This is a genomic window from Methylobacterium sp. J-090 (assembly GCF_022829345.1).
Taxonomy (GTDB): Bacteria; Pseudomonadota; Alphaproteobacteria; order Rhizobiales; family Beijerinckiaceae; genus Methylobacterium.
Genome location: NZ_JAKSXV010000087.1, coordinates 37,900 through 53,335 on the forward strand (window position 1 = coordinate 37,900; position 15,436 = coordinate 53,335).

Below are 15,436 nucleotides of genomic sequence, written 5' to 3' on the forward strand. Positions count from 1 at the left end.
GCCCTCACCCGATCGAGCTTCCGTGCCCCCTCCTCCCTCGACCCTGCAGACCCTGCTGCCCGATCTCGGGCAGCGCGTGCTCGTGATGGGCATCCTCAACGTCACGCCGGATTCCTTCTCCGACGGCGGGCGTTTCGCCGACCCCGGACCCGCCCGTGCGCAGGCCGAGACCCTGGTGGCCGAGGGCGCGGCCCTCGTCGACATCGGTGGCGAATCGACCCGTCCGGGCCACACCCCCGTCTCGGCCGAGGAGGAGCAGGCCCGCATCCTGCCGGTGATCCGCGCTCTCGCGGGTCGCCTGGCCCTGCCGATCTCCATCGACACCTACAAGGCCTCCACCGCCCGCGTGGCCCTGGAAGCCGGCGCCCGCATCGTCAACGACGTCTGGGGCCTGCAGCGTGAGCCCGACATCGCCCATGTCGCCGCCGATCACGGTGCGCCCGTGATGGTGATGCACAACCGCGAGACCATCGAGCCCGAGATCGACATCGTCGCCGACATGCTGCGCTTCTTCGAGCGCTCGCTCGCCATCGCTCGGCATGCCGGCATCCGCGATTCCGACATCGTCCTCGATCCGGGAATCGGCTTCGGCAAGAGCTGGGACCAGCACCTCGAAGCCCTGCGGCGGCTGCCCGAGATCGTCGCCCTCGGCTTTCCGGTCCTCGTCGGCGTCTCGCGAAAATCCCTGCTGGGCCGCCTGCACAACACGGAGACGAAGCCGGTGGACCGCCTGTACGGCTCGGTGGCGAGCCACGTGCTGGCCGCGACCCTGGGCGCGCAGATCGTGCGGGTCCACGACGTCGCCCCCCACGTCGACGCCCTGCGGGTGGTGGATGCCGTGATGAGGCGCGCGTCATGAGCGACCGCATCCTCGTCCAGCGCATCGCGGTCTTCGCCTATCACGGCCTTCTGGAGGAGGAAGCGCGCCTGGGCCAGCGCTTCTACATCTCCCTCGACTGCCGCCTCGATCTCGCCCCCGCCGGCCGCTCCGACGACGTGGCCCTGACCGTCAGCTACGCCGATCTGACCGAGATCGTCACCCGCATCGCCACCGAGCGGCGCTTCGCCCTCATCGAGGCCGTGGCCGAGGCCATCGCGGCCGAAATCCTGTCAGCGCACGAACCGATCCGGAGCGTGAGCGTACGGGTGGACAAGCCGAGCGCGCCGGTGCCGGCGGTGATCGAGGGCGTCGCCATCGAGATCACCCGCCACCGGGCCGGGGCCGGGGCATGACCGCTCTCCCCATGAGCGCAGCCTATCTCGGCCTCGGCAGCAACATCGGCGACAAGGCCGCGACCCTGGCCGAGGCGGTGGCGCGCCTCGCGGTGACGCCGGGCATCCGCATCACCGCGCGCTCGGCCGATTACCGCACCCCGCCCTGGGGCGACACCGACCAGGACTGGTTCCTCAACGCGGCGTTGGGCATTGAGACCTCGCTCTCGCCCCACGACCTGCTGGAAGCCGGCCTCGCCATCGAGACCGCCATGGGCCGGGTGCGCGAGCGCCGCTGGGGACCGCGCGTCATCGACATCGACGTGTTGTCCTACGCCGGCGCGACCATCGCGGACGAGCGCCTCGTCCTGCCGCACCGGTTCGTCCGCGAGCGAGCCTTCGTGCTGGTGCCGCTCGCCGAGATCGCCCCCGACCTCGTCATCGGCCCGGAGACGGTGGCGCAGGCCCTGTCGAAGCTCGACGCCACCGGGATCGTGCGCGACTGATCAGGGCCTGATCTCCACCGGGGTGCCGACATCGACCCGGGCGTAGATCGCCTCCATCTCGGCATTGGTGACGCCGACGCACCCGTTCGTCCAGTCGACGAGCTGGTGCAGGGGGCCGACCCAGGAGAAGCCGTTGAACACGCCGTGGATCATGATATCGCCCCCGGGCTCCCGGCCCTCCGCCGCGGCCTCGGCCGCCTGCTCCGGCGTCGGGTAGGACACCTTCAGGGACAGGTGCGCGACGCTGCGCGGGTTGCGATAAGCGATCGCGTAGATCCCCTCGGGCGTCCGTCCGTCCCCCTCGCGCGCCTTCTGCCCGATCGGCGAGAAACCGAGGGAGACCGGATAGGTGGCGAGCACGCGGCCCTCCCGCAGCAGGGTCAGGCGCCGCGCGGCCTTCTCCACGAGGATGCGGTCGGCCCGCTCCGGGGCCACGACGAGGTCCGGCTCGACGCGCGTCCATTGCCGCTGATCGACCAGGGCGAGCCCGAGGACGCCGAGAACGACGAGGGCGGCGATGGACCCGATCCACCGCCGCCCTCGTGGGCCTCGATGCGGACCAGGGCCCGCCATGTCAGGGTTTCGGCGCGTCGAGGAGCTTGTTGCCTTCCTCCTCGAGGAGCGGCACATCGAAGTCCCGCAGCACCGTCTCGATGTCGGCGCGGCGCTTGCGCAGGATGGTGTTGAGGGTCCGCTTCCAGTCGTTCTCCTCCATCCGCACCCCCAGGGCGATGCGGAAGGTGAGCGGCGGCCGGTCGGGCTCTTCGAGGAGCGGCACCACGGTCATGGGCACGCCGCTCTGCTTGGCCAGCCAGCCGGCGGCCGGACCCCAGAGGATGGCCGCGTCGACCCGCTTCTCGGCGAGATCGGCGATCACCTCGGCCGCGATGGTCTGGTGCTTGCGGGCCGGATCGAGCTGGTAGGGCGCGTAGGCCTTCATCGAACTGACGAGGCCGAGTTCCCCCATCCGGTTCACCGGGGGCGTGCCGCCGATGACGCCGATGGCCTTGCCCTTGAGACGGGGATCGTCGAGGCGCGTCACCCCGTCGAGTTCGCCCGTGCGGGTGACCAGGGTGTAGGCGGAGCGGTAGTACGGGTTGGTGTGCTGCACGAGCTCGCCGCCCGACGCCGACCCCATGATGAGGTCGCACAGGCCGGTGCCGAGGGTGTTGCGCACGAAGCCCGGCCCCTGCGTCAGCCAGTAGTAGCGGACCTTGACCTTCAGCTCCTCGGCGATGATCGCCGCGATCCGGTTCTCGAACCCGTCCTCCTTGCGCTGGGAGAACGGCATGTTGCCCGGATCGCCGCAGACCCGCAGGGTGTCCGTGGTGACGAGGTCCGGCAGCGATTGCGCCAACGCGGGTCGCGCCCCTGCTGCGGTGAGCAGGAGCGCGAGGGCGAGGCCGGTGGTCGAGCCTGTGCGGATCATCAGCCGCCCAGGCACTCCTTCTCGGCCTTCTTGGCGGCCTCGGGCTTCTCTTCCTTGTCCGTCGGGCGCACGCGCGGCATGGCGCCGGAGGCACGGGCCTTCAGGTAGGTGTAGAGGTCGTCGGCGTAGCACATGACGTTCTTGTTGTCGCCGAAGGCCGGCATGACGTTGGTGCCGCTCGCGCTGATGTCCTGCTTGCCGCCGGCGATGATGCCGATGAACTCCTCGTAGGAGATGCGCTTGAGCGAATCCTTGAGGGCGGGCGCGTAGGTCGAGCCCATAGCATCGGGGCCGTGGCAGACGTGGCACTCGGCATGATAGCGGCGGTAGCCGGAATAGGCGTACCAGTCGAACTTCTTGCCGTCATTGGTGATGTGGTAGGTCGGGGCGCCGTCCTTGTCGAAGTACTTGCCGTCCTCGACCTTCACCGCCTGATACTTGTCGAGGAGCTTGGCGTCCTTGTCGGCCGCATTGGGATCGAGCTGGTTGGCCAGTGCGGCATCCGCAGGCTTGGCGTCGGCGGACTTGGCGTCGGCGGGCTTGGCATCTTGCGCCTGAACGGCGGCAGTGGAGGCGAGCGCGAGAACGAGGGCGGCGACGAGCGGACGGATGGCGGCTTTGCTTTGGTACTGCAACGACGTTTCTCCCAGGAGCATCCATCGGCCCGTTGGACCGATGTTCGAATTGTTCTTGATAAGGACCTAATCATAAAGGTGCCGGCGCGGAAACCCGCGCCGGCACCCTAACCTTCAAAGCTTCGTGCGACCGATTAGTTCGGGAGCGCGAACACGGTCAGCTGACCGCCGAGGTTGGTGTAGTTCGAGAGGGCGGCGTAACCACCCACCGCGCCGAGACCGGCGTTCGGGTCGGTCAGGCCGGCCGCGAGGCCGATGCCGGCCCAGCCACCGACACCCGACAGGATGCCGACGAACTGCTTGCCCTTGTGCTGGTAGGTCATCACGTTGCCGATGATGCCCGACGGGGTCTTGAACTTGTAGAGTTCCTTACCGGTCTTGGCATCGACGGCCTTCAGGTAGCCCTCGAGGGTGCCGTAGAACACCACGTCACCGGCGGTGGCGAGAGCGCCCGACCAGACCGAGAACTGCTCGGCGTTCGACCACTTGATCTTACCACCGACGCCGTCCCAGGCGATGAAGTTACCCATGCCGCCGTGGCTGTTGGGGGCCGGGTACATGGCGAGCGTCGCACCGACGTAGGGCTGGCCGGGGGTGTAGGACACCCGGAACGGCTCGTAGTCCATGCAGACGTGGTTGGTGGGCACGTAGAACAGGTTGGTCTTCGGCGAGAACGCAGCAGGCTGCTGGTCCTTGGTGCCGAGGGCCGCGGGGCAGATACCCTTGGAGTTGGTATCTTCACCGTTCTGCTCGGTGGAGTACTTGGCCTGGACGAGCGGGCGGCCGTAGTTCTTGGAGCCCTTGTCCATGTCGACCTTGGAGGCCCAGTTCACCACCGGATCGAACTTCTCGGCGACCAGGAGCTCGCCGGTGGCGCGATCGAGGGTGTAGCCGAAGCCGTTGCGGTCGAAGTGGGTGAGCAGCGGACGCTCCTTGCCGTCAACCTTCTGATCCGTGAGGATCATCTCGTTGATGCCGTCGTAGTCCCACTCGTCGTGCGGGGTCATCTGGTAGACCCACTTGGCCATGCCTGTATCCGGGTTACGCGCCCAGATGGTCATGGACCACTTGTTGTCGCCCGGACGCTGCTTGGGGTTCCAGGTCGAGGGGTTGCCCGAGCCGTAGTACATCAGGTCGAGCTTGGGATCGTAGGAGAACCAGCCCCAGGTGCAACCGCCGCCGGTCTTCCACTGGTCGCCTTCCCAGGTCTTGATCGAAGAGTCCTTGCCGACCGGCTTGCCGAGCGACGTGGTCTTCTCGGGGTCCATGATCAGCTGGTCGTCGGTGCCCACCGAGTAGCCGCGCCAGACCTTCTTGCCGGACTTGGCGTCGTAGGCCGTCACGTGGCACTGCACGCCGAACTCGCCGCCGGAGATGCCGACGATGATCTTGTCCTTCACGGGCAGGACGGTGGCGGTGTTGGTCTCACCCTTCTTGGGGTCGCCGTTGACGACGGACCAGTTCACCTTGCCGGACTTGGCGTCGAGCGAGACGACAGTGGTGTCGGCCTGGTGCAGGATGATGGCGCCGTCGGCGTAGGCCAGACCACGGTTGACCGTGTCACAGCACATGACCGGGATGACGCTCGGGTCCTGCTTCGGCTCGTACTTCCAGACGATCACGCCGTCCTTGTCGAGGTCGAGGGCGTAGACGATGTTCGGGAAGGGGGTGTGGACGTACATCATGTTGCCGACGACGAGGGGCGAGCCCTCGTGACCGCGCAGCACACCGGTCGAGAACGTCCAGGCCACCTGCAGCTGCTTGACGTTGCTGGCGTTGATCTGGTCGAGCTTCGAATAGCGGGTGTTGGCGTAATCGACGGTCTGAAGAACCTGCTCGGCCGGGTTGGCCGTGCGCTTCAGGACGTCCTCGTTGGCGAGGACCGGGCTCGAGGCCACCAGGCCGGCGCCCAGGGCGAGAAGGTGAACCGCTCTCATGCATTCCTCCGACAAGTCTTGACACCTGGCATCCGCGCATCTCTCGATCTGCGTCTGTCGGTGCGACCTGCTGTTTGCGACAGGGATTTGGTGCGCTTCCGTAGCGGGCGGAGGGGCGGCCGGAACTCTGAAGTACCATGCCGCTCATCCAGGCCAAGGGCCGCTATCCCTTTGCGGCGCCCCTCGAAACCGAAGCTTGAATGAACTCTAAGAAAAATTCCCGGCCCGTCAACTCGCTTTCTGTGAGCTTCGTGAGGCTAGGCCGAAGCTCGGCCGGACGTGACCTTGGTGAATCGAAGGCTAATGCTGCAGCGCAAACCATGGTGCGATGCAAAAACGATAATTCTGTCATCAAATAGTTTTGCCGATCCGGCGCTATCCTATGTGCGGAACGCATGGTCTGGTGGGTTTCCGGGTTCGCCTCCGCGTAGATGGCGGCTCGCGGACGCGTGCGTCTTGGTATTTGGTATTTCATCCTGGTCGTCTTGGATCGGGAGCAGAATAATGCATCAGCAGTTTTCCGCGTCGGCGCCGTCGGGCTGCGGCAGAATCGATGGGATCGGCGGTCTCGCGCATTGATGCGTTGTCTCGCCGCATCGCGCCGGTCCGTCTTTTTTCGGGGACGGACGCGTCCGGGACGGGTCCCGCCCCCTCAGACGGCGATGATGCCCGGGTAGCGGCCCGCCAGATCGGCCCGGGTCGCGTCGGTCCAGGCCCGGTCGCGCGAGTCCCGCGGCCGCCCGAGGGGCACCGTGGCGACGAGGCTCGCCGGCCGGGCCGAGACGAGCACGAGGCGGTCGGCGATGGCGATGGCCTCGGCGACGTTGTGGGTCACCATCAGGACGCCCATCCCGGTCCCGGTGACGCTGCCGACCACGAGGGCGCGCAGGGCCGCCGCCGAGGTGTCGTCGAGGGAGACGAACGGCTCGTCGAGGACGAGGATGCGGGGCGCCTGGGCGAGCGCCCGGGCGAGGGCGACGCGCCGGGCCATGCCGAGGGACAGGGCGCCGGGATAGCGCGTCCGCCACGGCGTCAGGCCGAGGGATTCGAACAGGGCATCGAGGTCGCGGCCGCGCGCGGGGCGCGGCAGGGCGAGGCGCACGTTCTGCTCGACGGTGCGCCACGGCAGCAGGCGCGGCTCCTGGAACACCATGGCGATGCCGGCTTCGTCCGGATCGGGCGTCACGCTGCCGTCGTAGGCGGCGTCGAGGCCGAGCAGGATGCGCAAGGTCGTGGTCTTGCCCGCCCCCGAGGGGCCGATGAGGCAGGTGATTCTTTTCGCGTGGATGGAAAAGGCGAGGTCGCGCACGGCCTCGACCGGCTCGGGGCCGCCGGCACCGTAGACCTTGGAGATGATCTCGACGCGCAAAGCCGCCTGCTCGGCGCCGGCGTCGGACGGGCGCTCGGCGCCGGCGTTGGACGGGAGCTCAGCGCCAGCGTCGGACATGGGCTTCGAGGCGCTGGAGGATGAGGATGTCGATGGCGATCATCACGCTCATGAACACGATGCTGTAGCCGACGATGGCCGCCACGTTCAGGCTCTGGACGAAGTAGTAGTTGATGGCGAAGCCGACGCCGTTGGGGCGCCCCAGCAGCTCGATCACCAGGACGATCTTCCAGGCCAGCGACAGGCCGGAGCGGGCGGCCGCCACCACGAAGGGCTGGAGCTGGGGCACCAGCACGTGGGCGATCCAGGTGCGGCGGTCGAAGCGGTAGGTCCGGGCCATTTCCTCGAGCTGCGGATCGAGGCCGCGCGCGCCCTCGCGCAGGATCACCGCCACGTTGGGCAGCTTGTTGAGCACCACGGCCAGCACCGCCGCGGCCTCGTTGAGGCCGACCCAGATGTAGGCCAGCACGGTGATGACCAGGGCGGGCGTGTTGAGGAGGATGAGGAGCGGCGTGTCGAGGACGAGGTTGAGGCGCCGCGACCGCCCCAGCGCGATGCCGAGCAGCACGCCGAGCACCATGGCGAGCACGAAGGAGACGCCCACCCGCGCGAGGGTGATGCCGACGTTCCACCACAGGTCGCCCGAGGCCGATTCGCTCCGGATGAAGGCCAGGATCGCGAGCGGCGCCGGCAGCAGCCGCGACCCGGCGGCGACGGCGGCCGCCTGCCATCCGGCCAGCAGGACGAGGATCGAGACGAGACGGGTGGCAAACCCCATGTGCTAGGGGTGCCCCGGAGCGCGGCGCGGCCCGTCAGCCATTCGCCGTGCCGTCGTAGTACAGGCCCGGCGGCAGGGTGGTGCCGGTGCCGACGAGGCGCTCGCCGCCGAGGCGGGCCAGGACGCCGTAGAGGCGCTCGCCGTCGACCCGCTCCACCGCGAGGGGCCGGCGCGGGATGCCGGCGAGGAAATCGCGCTTGAGGGCCTCGAAGGTCGCTTCATCCTCCGCCGCCATGAGGGGGCGGACCACGTCCCAGGCCGAGGCGTCCTGGGCGAGCATGTCCTTCGCCGCCTTCGAGGCGCGGGTGAAGCCGGCGACCGCCTCAGGCTTGGCCGAAACGGTCTCGCCCGCCAGAAGGTAGCCGATCAGCGCCATGGAGCCCGTGGCGCCGAAGGCCCGCATGATGTCGTCCGAGCCGATGAGGCGGCGGAAGCCCTTGGGCTCCAGGCGGGCGCAGTAGGTCCAGTACAGCAGCCCGGCATCGAGCTCGCCCTGCTCCAGCTTGAGCGCCAGCAGGGGGGGCGCCCCGAACGCGACGGTGGCCTCGGTCTCGAGGTCGATCCCGGCGGCATCACGGGCCTGGGCCTTGAGGAGAAGCCAGTTCTTGTCGAGGGGCCCTCCCGCGACGCCGAGGCGCTTGCCCTTGAGGTCCTTGAGGCTGGCGATGGGGCTCGACCCCGGCACCATCAGGGAGCCCTCGGTGGTGGAATAGGGGAAGAACCGCATGCTCCGTCCCTCGTTGCCGAGGCGGGCCGCCCAGAGCAGGTCGCCCACGATGGTGTCGACCTGACCGCCCTGGAAGGCGATGCGGGCGGCGTCGTTGCCGGCGAGCTTGACCACGTCGAGGGTGAAGCCGTTGGCCGCGTCGAGGCCGCGCGCCTTGATGACGGCGGCCTCCCACGAGACCGTGCCGAAGGGCAGGCTTCCCACCGAGATCTTCGGGGAATTCGCGTGGGCCGAGCGGCCGGCCAGGGGCAGCCACGCCGCCGTCGCGAGCAATCCGCGCCGTGACAGCATAGGCGTACCCTCCTTCGGTATTCTGTTGAGAGTCTCAATAGAATGTCCCGGTTCGGCCGTCCACCGGCGCGACCGCTCCCGGCCTGAGGCGAAACGGCCCGCGATCTTGCGAACGCGCCCGCCCCGTCGCAGGGTCGCCGCCGTGAGCCCGGCCGCGTCAGGCGGGCAATGGGAGACCCGACCATGGCCGAACCGCGCGATACCGTCCTCGACGACGCCACCATCGAGGCGCGCCTCACCACCGAACTGCCGGCCTGGCGCCTCGAGGAGGGCTGGATCAAGCGCACCTACAAGACCGCGAGCTGGAAGAGCACCCTCATGGTCATCAACACTGTGGGGCATCTGGCGGAGGCCGCCTGGCACCACCCCGACCTCACGGCCTCCTACGCCTGGGTCGAGGTGCGCCTGACCAACCACGCCGCCAAGGGCGTGACCGAGAAGGATTTCGCCCTGGCGCGGAAGATCGAGGAGGTGGTCGGCTGGCAGCCCGGCACCGAGGGCGGCGCCCTGGAGGGTACCCCGACGGACCCGCGCTTCGCCTACATCAAGCACGAGAAGTAGCGATCACTCGGCCTGCTTCACCCGGCGGCACTCGGTCTTGAGGTAGCTCGTCTTGCCGACCTCGTCGCGAAGATCCGTGCGGGCGATGATCTCCTGCCAGCCGTTGGTGCAGCCGAGTTCGTTGCTCACCCGGACCTTGCGGACCTCGCTCGCCTTCTCGTCGGTGCAGGCCTCGATGGGGATGCCGTTGGCGCAGACGAGGACGACGGCGATGAAGGCGTTCACGGGCGGGCTCCGGTTCCGAGGGGCGTCTCAGGGTACGCGCCGCGCAGGGCTCCGGTTTCAGCCGACGGCGAGGATCGTGTCGGGCGCGTAGGTCTTGCCCTCGACGGGGTTGGCGACCCAGCGGGTGCGCCCGACCCGCAGGTCGTGCGCCGCGTGGAAGTGCCCCGAGATCCACAGGTCGGGCCGGGCGGAGTCGGGCAGGTCGTCCAGCACCGTGGTGGCGTAGAAGGCCGGCAGCCACCACGGCACGCCCGGGGCCCCGCGAAACGCGTCCGCCGCCGCCGTGCCGGCGGGGTGGTGGGTGAGGCACACCGTCGGGCCCGCATGCGGCACCGACAGGGCGGCGACCAGCGCCGCCCGCTCCCGCGCATGGGCCGCCATGGCGTCCGCCGGCGACCAGGCCGAGCCGTCGCCGTTGCGGATGGCGCCGCGGAACTCGCGGGACCCCGTGACGGGGTCGGTCATGCGCGCGGCGGCGTAGGCGATGGGATCTTGCGGGACGGGATCTTGTGGCCGGTCGGGCGTCCCGGCGTCGAGCCAGCGCCCGGCGAGGCGCCAGTCGGTCCACAGGGTGGTGCCGACGAAGCGCACCCCGTCGCGGATCACCGCGGCGCTTCCCTGGAGCAGGTGGATCGTCTGCCCCGCCCGGTTCAGGCGGTCGACCTCGGCCTCCAGGGCGGCGAGGAGCTCGGGCGCGGTGCGGCCGTCGCCGGTCGGGGCGTAGCGCTCGTGGTTGCCCGGCACGAGGACGATGGGTCGGCCCTGCGCCAGTGCCACGATGGCGGCCAGGCCCCGCTCGGGATGGCCCTCCCACAGGTCGCCGGCGCAGGCCAGCACGTCGAAGGGCAGGCGCGGCGGCGGAATCACGTCGAGGCGGCGGCGTTCGAGGTGGAGGTCCGAGATCGGAAAGATGCGCATGGGTGTCAGGATATGGGGGTCAGGGCATCGCTTTCGCCGCGCGCCATTCCGCGCGGGCCGCCCGGAGGATGTCGCCGGCCGAATCCGCGTTGAGGATCGCGATGCCCGCCGCCGCGATGAGGTCGGGCCAGGGCGACAGGGTCACGGCGGTGAAGAGGCCGGCGGCGATGATGGCGAGGTTGGCGTAGGCGTCGTTGCGGGCCGAGAGGTAGGCCGCCCGGGTCAGGCTGCCGCCGCCGTCGCGGTGGCGCGCCAGCATGGCCGCGCAGGCGAGGTTGACGGCGAGCGCCGCGAGACCCGTGAGGGTCAGCGCCAGGGGGGCGGGCGGCGTCAGATCCGAGAATTTCTCGTAGGCCGCGTAGGCGGTGGCGAGCCCCGGGATCACCAGGATGCCGGCCAGCACCACGCCGAGGCGGGCCCGGTTGCGCACGCTCCAGCCGATCCCGGCGAAGATGAGGAGGTTGATGGCCGCGTCCTCGAGGAAGTCGAGGCTGTCGGCGATGAGGGCGATGGAGCCGATGGCGAGCGCCACGGCGATCTCGATGCCGAAGAAGCCGAGGTTCAGGCCCGCGACCCGGGCGACGACGGGGCGGAGCGCGGTGGCGGGGGCTGGCTGGGTCACGGTGTGGTCCTCGCGGCCGGCGCCTCATCGCCGATGCGTGCCGCCCTGTCGAGGGCGGACCTGTCGAGGGTTGGATCTGTCGAGGGGCGGGGCGCCCACCCGGCGGCCCGCGACGCGGATCAGGTCCCGCGGGCGATGCGCCGGTTACGCACATCCTTCAGGGCGCGCCTGTGCACGACGGCCGCCACCGGCGGCACCGGCTCCGGCCCAGGGGTTCGTGCCCCGCGGACCGATGCCGCCAGGGCCGGGTGGACCCGCGGCTCGTGCGGCAGGGCCGAACGGGCCGTCACCGGTGTCGGTGCCACGGCCCTGGGCGCCCCGGGCCGGCGTCCCTTGCGGGACCGCTGCCGCTTCGGCGTGTGGCAGAGGTCGACCGTGAAGGCGACGAGCGCCGCCGCAAGGCAGCCGCAGGCCAGGCCGAGGATGTCCGGTCGCGTCCCCTCGCTCGTCATCAGGGCGACGAGGCCCGTGAGGGAGAGCGCCGACCCGAGATGCCGGGGCGCGAAAGGATCTGGATCGGACATGCCGGGGAGTGTGCGGGATGGGGCTTCACGGACCCGTGAAGACGACCGCTCGAATTGTCCGGAACGCCCCTGCGCCGCGGCCCGCCTCCGCGCGGCCTAAGACTGGATTTGGCCGCGCGCCTGTGCGAGGCGAAAAGGGATCTTCGGCGCGGCGAACGGGCGCGCCGCCGGCGCGGGCGATGCCCGCGTGCCACGAACGAGACGGGGGAACTGCCCATGATGCCCGAACTGCGCGTCCTGTATTTCGAGGACCTCGAAGTCGGCCTGTCCGAGACCCTCAACAAGGAGATCTCGTCCTCCGACGTGGTGGGCTTCGCCGAGATCACCGGCGACCGCAACCCGATCCACCTGTCCGAACACTTCGCCGCCCGCACGCCGTTCGGAACCCGCATCGCCCACGGCCTCTACACCGCCGGCCTGATCTCGGCGGTGCTCGGCACCCGCCTGCCGGGCCCCGGCGCCATCTACATCAGCCAGACCCTGAACTTTCGCGCGCCCGTGCGCATCGGCGACACGGTTCAGGTCACTGTCGAGGTGGCCGAGCTCGTGCCCGAGCGCCGCCGCGCCCGCCTGAAATGCACCTGCTCGGTCGCCGGCGAGATCGTCCTCGACGGCGAGGCCCTGGTGAAGGTGCCGACGAAGGCCGAGGCCGACCCCCTCGCCATCCGCATGGGCGGCCGCCCGCCGAGCGCCTGATCCGCCCTTGCCGCCGATCCCCGTCGCCGACCCCGCCGACCCGCGTCTTTCGCCCTACACGGCCATGCGCGAGCGCGACCTCGTCGGGCGCGAAGGCCGCTTCATCGTCGAGGGCGAGGTCACCCTGCGGGTGATGCTTTCGGGGCGGGCGCGGTTCGGTCTCGAATCGATCCTGCTGTCGCCGGAGCGCGTGGAGGGCCTGACCGAAATCCTCATGGCGCGGACCGGCCCGGTCCCGGTCTACGTCGCCGAGAAGGCCGTGATGAGCGCCATCGCGGGCTTCCCGATCCATCGCGGCGTCCTGGCGGTGGGGCTTGCCGGACCGGAGACCGGCCTCCCGGTGCCGCCCGCCCCGGCGCCGGCCCTCGTCGTCGGCCTCGTCGGCCTGACCAACCACGACAATGTCGGCGGCCTGTTCCGCAACGCCGCCGCCTTCGGGGCCGATGGCGTGCTCCTCGACGCCGCCACCTGCGATCCCCTCTACCGCAAGGCGATTCGGGTCTCGGCGGGCGCGGCCCTCACGGTGCCGTTCGCGCGCCTGCCCGACGGGGCGGCGCTCCTGGCCTTCGCCGAGGATCACGCCCTCGTCCCCCTGGCCCTGAGCCCCGCCGGCCGCGAGAGGCTGTCCGACCTCGCGCCCCCGCCGCGCGCCCTCCTGCTCCTCGGCACCGAGGGGCCCGGCCTGCCCCAGAGCCTCATGGCCCGCGCCCGGACCGTGCGGATCGCCATGGCGCCCGGCTTCGATTCCCTCAACGTCGCCACCGCCGGGGCGCTGGCCCTGCATCATCTCGCGGCGGCCCACCTGCGCTGACGCGCGACAATCCGTGGCCCTTGCCCTGCCGGGCGCTACGCTCAAGATTACGCGAGCGCGCCGTCGGGCGTATCCGAAGGAAACCGGATCGGGCCAGGAGACTGGAATCCGGGACGTCGAGTGGGAGTTGCGAGCGTTGCTGCAGTCACGGGATGGCTTGCGGACTCTGTCCGGACGCCGGGTCATCATCGTCGGCGCCGGTCCCGGCGGCCTCGCCACGGCCCTGCTGCTGGCGCGCGCGGGCGTCCACGTCACGCTGCTGGAGAAGGACCCGGCGGTGGGCGGCCGGACCAAGACCGTGGAGGCGCCGGGCGGCTACCGCTTCGACATTGGGCCGACCTTCTTCCTCTATCCACAGATTCTCGCCGACATCTTCGAATCCTGCGGCGAGCGCCTGGAGGACCACGTCAAGCTCGAGCGCCTCGATCCGCAATACCACCTCGTCTTCGAGGAGAACGGCGGCATCTCGGGCACGATCCAGGCGACCAACGACATGGAGCGCCTGGAGGCCGAGGTCGCCCGCATCGCGCCGGACGACGCGAAGAACGTCAGGAAATTCTTCGCCGACAACCGGGTGAAGCTGAAGTTCTTTAAGCCGGTGCTGGAGCAGGCCTTCCACACCCTGCGCAGCATGGCCTCCCCGGCGATGATCGCCGCCCTGCCCCACCTCCATCCGGGCCGCAGCGTCGACAGGGACCTGCAGCGCTACTTCGCCGACCCGCGCGTGCGCCTCGCCTTCGCGTTCCAGACCAAATACCTCGGCATGTCGCCGTTCCGGTGCCCGAGCCTGTTCACCATCCTGTCGTTCCTCGAATACGAGCACGGGGTCTACCATCCCGTCGGCGGCTGCGGCGCCGTCTCGGAGGCCATGGCGGGGCTGGCCCGGCGCATGGGCGTCGACATCCGCCTCGGCGCGAGCGTCGACCGGGTGCTGTTCGAGGGGAAAAAGGCCTGCGGCGTGGTCTGCGGCGCGGAAACGATCCACGCCGACGCGGTGGTGATCAACGGCGATTTCGCCAAGGTGATCAAGGACCTCGTTCCCCAATCCCACCGCCCGCGCTGGCGCGACGCCAAGATCGCGAAGGCGCGCCTCTCGTGCTCGACCTTCATGCTGTATCTCGGCATCGAGGGCCCGGCACCGGAGGCGCTCGGCCATCACACGATCCTGTTGTCGGAGGATTACGCCCGCAACATCCGCGAGATCACCGGCGGCACCCTGCCGATGCAGCCCTCGCTCTACGTCCAGCACGCCGGTTTCACCGATGGCGGCATGGCGCCGCCGGGCCATACCAGCCTCTACGTCCTCGTGCCGGTGCCGAACCTGAAGGCCGACATCGACTGGACCACCACGCGGCAGACCTATCGCCGCCTCGTCCTCGACCGCCTGAAGATCCTCGGCCTCGGCGACATCGAGGAGCGCATCCGCTACGAGCGCATCGTCGATCCGACGGAGTGGCGCGACGATTTCTTCGTCCACGAGGGCGCCACCTTCAACCTCGCCCACGACCTCATGCAGATGCTCTACTTCCGCCCGCACAACCGGTTCGGGCCGGGGCTCTACCTCGTCGGCGGCGGCACCCATCCGGGCTCGGGCCTGCCGGTGATCTACGAGGGCGCGCGCATCACCGCCCGCTTGCTCATCGACGAACTGTCGGCGGGCCGCGTCGGCGCCGAGGCCGCCGGCGTACCGAACACGGCGCCGCTCGCCACGTCCGGCGACGCCGCGTGAGGCGTTTTCTCGTGCTCGCGGCGTGTGTCGCGGCCTGTCCGACCGCCGTGGTCTCGGTCGGACCCGCCCATGCGGCCACCGTGACGGTGACCGTGGACGGGATCGAGGCGGTGCCCTCCACGCTCTACGTCGCCCTGTGCCAGGGCGGCCTGTCGGAGGCCGAGTGCCGGATCGGCCAGGAGGCCCCCGTGCGGGGCGCGAGCGAACGGGTGGTGTTCGCGGATGTCGAGCCCGGCGCCTACGCCGTCGCGGCGTTCCAGGACCAGAACGGCAACCGCCGCCTCGACCGCACCGGCCTCGGCCTGCCGACCGAGCCCTACGGCTTCTCGGGGCCGTCCGAGCGCACGGCCCGGCCGGATTTCGCCCGCGCCCAGGTCGCGGTGCGCGAACCCGGGCTGGCGTTGCGCGTGCGCCTGACCCGCGCCCTGCCCCGCCGCTGACCGCCCCC

Annotated in this window: 19 protein-coding genes; 8 read left to right on the forward strand and 11 right to left on the reverse strand. The window is 70.1% G+C overall.

Annotated features, from left to right (window positions below; translation table 11 throughout):
* Positions 1 to 85 precede the first annotated feature (85 nt).
* Genes folP through folK form a run of 3 tightly spaced genes read left to right on the forward strand, consistent with a single transcriptional unit; the run spans position 86 to position 1,718 of the window.
* Positions 86 to 859: a dihydropteroate synthase gene (gene folP / locus MKK49_RS14820; RefSeq protein WP_244029765.1), complete on the forward strand. Its 774-nt coding sequence runs from the start codon at positions 86 to 88 to the stop codon at positions 857 to 859.
* Positions 856 to 1,233, forward strand: a complete 378-nt coding sequence (gene folB, locus MKK49_RS14825) for a dihydroneopterin aldolase (protein ID WP_244029681.1) — start codon at positions 856 to 858, stop codon at positions 1,231 to 1,233. Before folP ends, folB begins: the two co-directional genes overlap by 4 nt.
* An 11-nt stretch (positions 1,234 to 1,244) precedes the next feature.
* A complete protein-coding gene (folK, locus tag MKK49_RS14830; RefSeq protein ID WP_244029767.1) occupies positions 1,245 to 1,718 on the forward strand; it encodes a 2-amino-4-hydroxy-6-hydroxymethyldihydropteridine diphosphokinase in 474 nt (157 codons plus the stop codon).
* Here folK and MKK49_RS14835 read toward each other — a convergent pair whose 3' ends face one another.
* From MKK49_RS14835 to MKK49_RS14865, 7 genes are all read right to left on the reverse strand, one after another.
* Positions 1,719 to 2,291 carry a murein L,D-transpeptidase family protein gene (locus tag MKK49_RS14835; protein WP_244029683.1) on the reverse strand — a complete coding sequence of 191 codons (573 nt, stop codon included), beginning with the start codon at positions 2,289 to 2,291 and terminating at the stop codon, positions 1,719 to 1,721. It lies immediately after the preceding gene.
* A 1-nt stretch (position 2,292) separates the two neighbouring features.
* Positions 2,293 to 3,147: a rare earth element methanol dehydrogenase accessory protein XoxJ gene (gene xoxJ / locus MKK49_RS14840; RefSeq protein ID WP_244029685.1), complete on the reverse strand. Its 855-nt coding sequence runs from the start codon at positions 3,145 to 3,147 to the stop codon at positions 2,293 to 2,295.
* Positions 3,147 to 3,782, reverse strand: coding sequence for a c-type cytochrome, methanol metabolism-related (locus tag MKK49_RS14845; RefSeq protein WP_279595537.1), 636 nt, complete (start codon positions 3,780 to 3,782; stop codon positions 3,147 to 3,149). The genes xoxJ and MKK49_RS14845 overlap by 1 nt, the downstream gene beginning before the upstream one ends.
* A gap of 134 nt (positions 3,783 to 3,916) precedes the next feature.
* A complete protein-coding gene (gene xoxF1, locus MKK49_RS14850; protein WP_244029687.1) occupies positions 3,917 to 5,719 on the reverse strand; it encodes a lanthanide-dependent methanol dehydrogenase XoxF1 in 1,803 nt (600 codons plus the stop codon).
* A 652-nt stretch (positions 5,720 to 6,371) separates the two neighbouring features.
* A complete protein-coding gene (locus MKK49_RS14855) occupies positions 6,372 to 7,166 on the reverse strand; it encodes an ABC transporter ATP-binding protein (protein ID WP_244029689.1) in 795 nt (264 codons plus the stop codon).
* On the reverse strand, positions 7,147 to 7,884 hold the full coding sequence (locus MKK49_RS14860; RefSeq protein ID WP_244029691.1) for an ABC transporter permease: 738 nt from the start codon (positions 7,882 to 7,884) through the stop codon (positions 7,147 to 7,149). The genes MKK49_RS14855 and MKK49_RS14860 overlap by 20 nt, the downstream gene beginning before the upstream one ends.
* 34 nt (positions 7,885 to 7,918) lie before the next feature.
* Positions 7,919 to 8,902, reverse strand: a complete 984-nt coding sequence (locus tag MKK49_RS14865; protein ID WP_244029693.1) for an ABC transporter substrate-binding protein — start codon at positions 8,900 to 8,902, stop codon at positions 7,919 to 7,921.
* A gap of 183 nt (positions 8,903 to 9,085) precedes the next feature.
* Here MKK49_RS14865 and MKK49_RS14870 point away from each other — a divergent pair, with 183 nt between their 5' ends.
* The gene (locus MKK49_RS14870) at positions 9,086 to 9,463 is read left to right on the forward strand and encodes a 4a-hydroxytetrahydrobiopterin dehydratase (protein ID WP_244029695.1); all 378 of its coding nucleotides are present in this window, start codon (positions 9,086 to 9,088) and stop codon (positions 9,461 to 9,463) included.
* A gap of 3 nt (positions 9,464 to 9,466) precedes the next feature.
* Here MKK49_RS14870 and MKK49_RS14875 read toward each other — a convergent pair whose 3' ends face one another.
* The 4 genes from MKK49_RS14875 to MKK49_RS14890 all read right to left on the reverse strand — a co-directional run bounded on the left by MKK49_RS14875 (position 9,467) and on the right by MKK49_RS14890 (position 11,752).
* A complete protein-coding gene (locus MKK49_RS14875; protein WP_244029697.1) occupies positions 9,467 to 9,688 on the reverse strand; it encodes a hypothetical protein in 222 nt (73 codons plus the stop codon).
* 57 nt (positions 9,689 to 9,745) lie between these two features.
* Positions 9,746 to 10,606 (reverse strand): metallophosphoesterase, encoded by an 861-nt coding sequence (locus MKK49_RS14880; protein ID WP_244029699.1) that lies wholly within the window; start codon positions 10,604 to 10,606, stop codon positions 9,746 to 9,748.
* Between the two features lie 19 nt (positions 10,607 to 10,625).
* Positions 10,626 to 11,228: a cation transporter gene (locus MKK49_RS14885; RefSeq protein ID WP_244029701.1), complete on the reverse strand. Its 603-nt coding sequence runs from the start codon at positions 11,226 to 11,228 to the stop codon at positions 10,626 to 10,628.
* Between the two features lie 119 nt (positions 11,229 to 11,347).
* A complete protein-coding gene (locus MKK49_RS14890; RefSeq protein ID WP_244029703.1) occupies positions 11,348 to 11,752 on the reverse strand; it encodes a hypothetical protein in 405 nt (134 codons plus the stop codon).
* Between the two features lie 216 nt (positions 11,753 to 11,968).
* On the opposite strand from MKK49_RS14890, the gene croR reads away from it, so the two are divergent.
* From croR to MKK49_RS14910, 4 genes are all read left to right on the forward strand, one after another.
* Positions 11,969 to 12,448, forward strand: a complete 480-nt coding sequence (gene croR, locus MKK49_RS14895) for a 3-hydroxybutyryl-CoA dehydratase (RefSeq protein WP_056175651.1) — start codon at positions 11,969 to 11,971, stop codon at positions 12,446 to 12,448.
* Positions 12,449 to 12,512: 64 nt separating this feature from the next.
* Positions 12,513 to 13,259: a TrmH family RNA methyltransferase gene (locus MKK49_RS14900; RefSeq protein WP_409565081.1), complete on the forward strand. Its 747-nt coding sequence runs from the start codon at positions 12,513 to 12,515 to the stop codon at positions 13,257 to 13,259.
* Between the two features lie 136 nt (positions 13,260 to 13,395).
* Positions 13,396 to 14,988 carry a phytoene desaturase family protein gene (gene crtI / locus MKK49_RS14905; protein ID WP_244029706.1) on the forward strand — a complete coding sequence of 531 codons (1,593 nt, stop codon included), beginning with the start codon at positions 13,396 to 13,398 and terminating at the stop codon, positions 14,986 to 14,988.
* A gap of 11 nt (positions 14,989 to 14,999) precedes the next feature.
* The gene (locus MKK49_RS14910) at positions 15,000 to 15,428 is read left to right on the forward strand and encodes a DUF2141 domain-containing protein (protein WP_244029771.1); all 429 of its coding nucleotides are present in this window, start codon (positions 15,000 to 15,002) and stop codon (positions 15,426 to 15,428) included.
* Positions 15,429 to 15,436 lie beyond the last annotated feature (8 nt).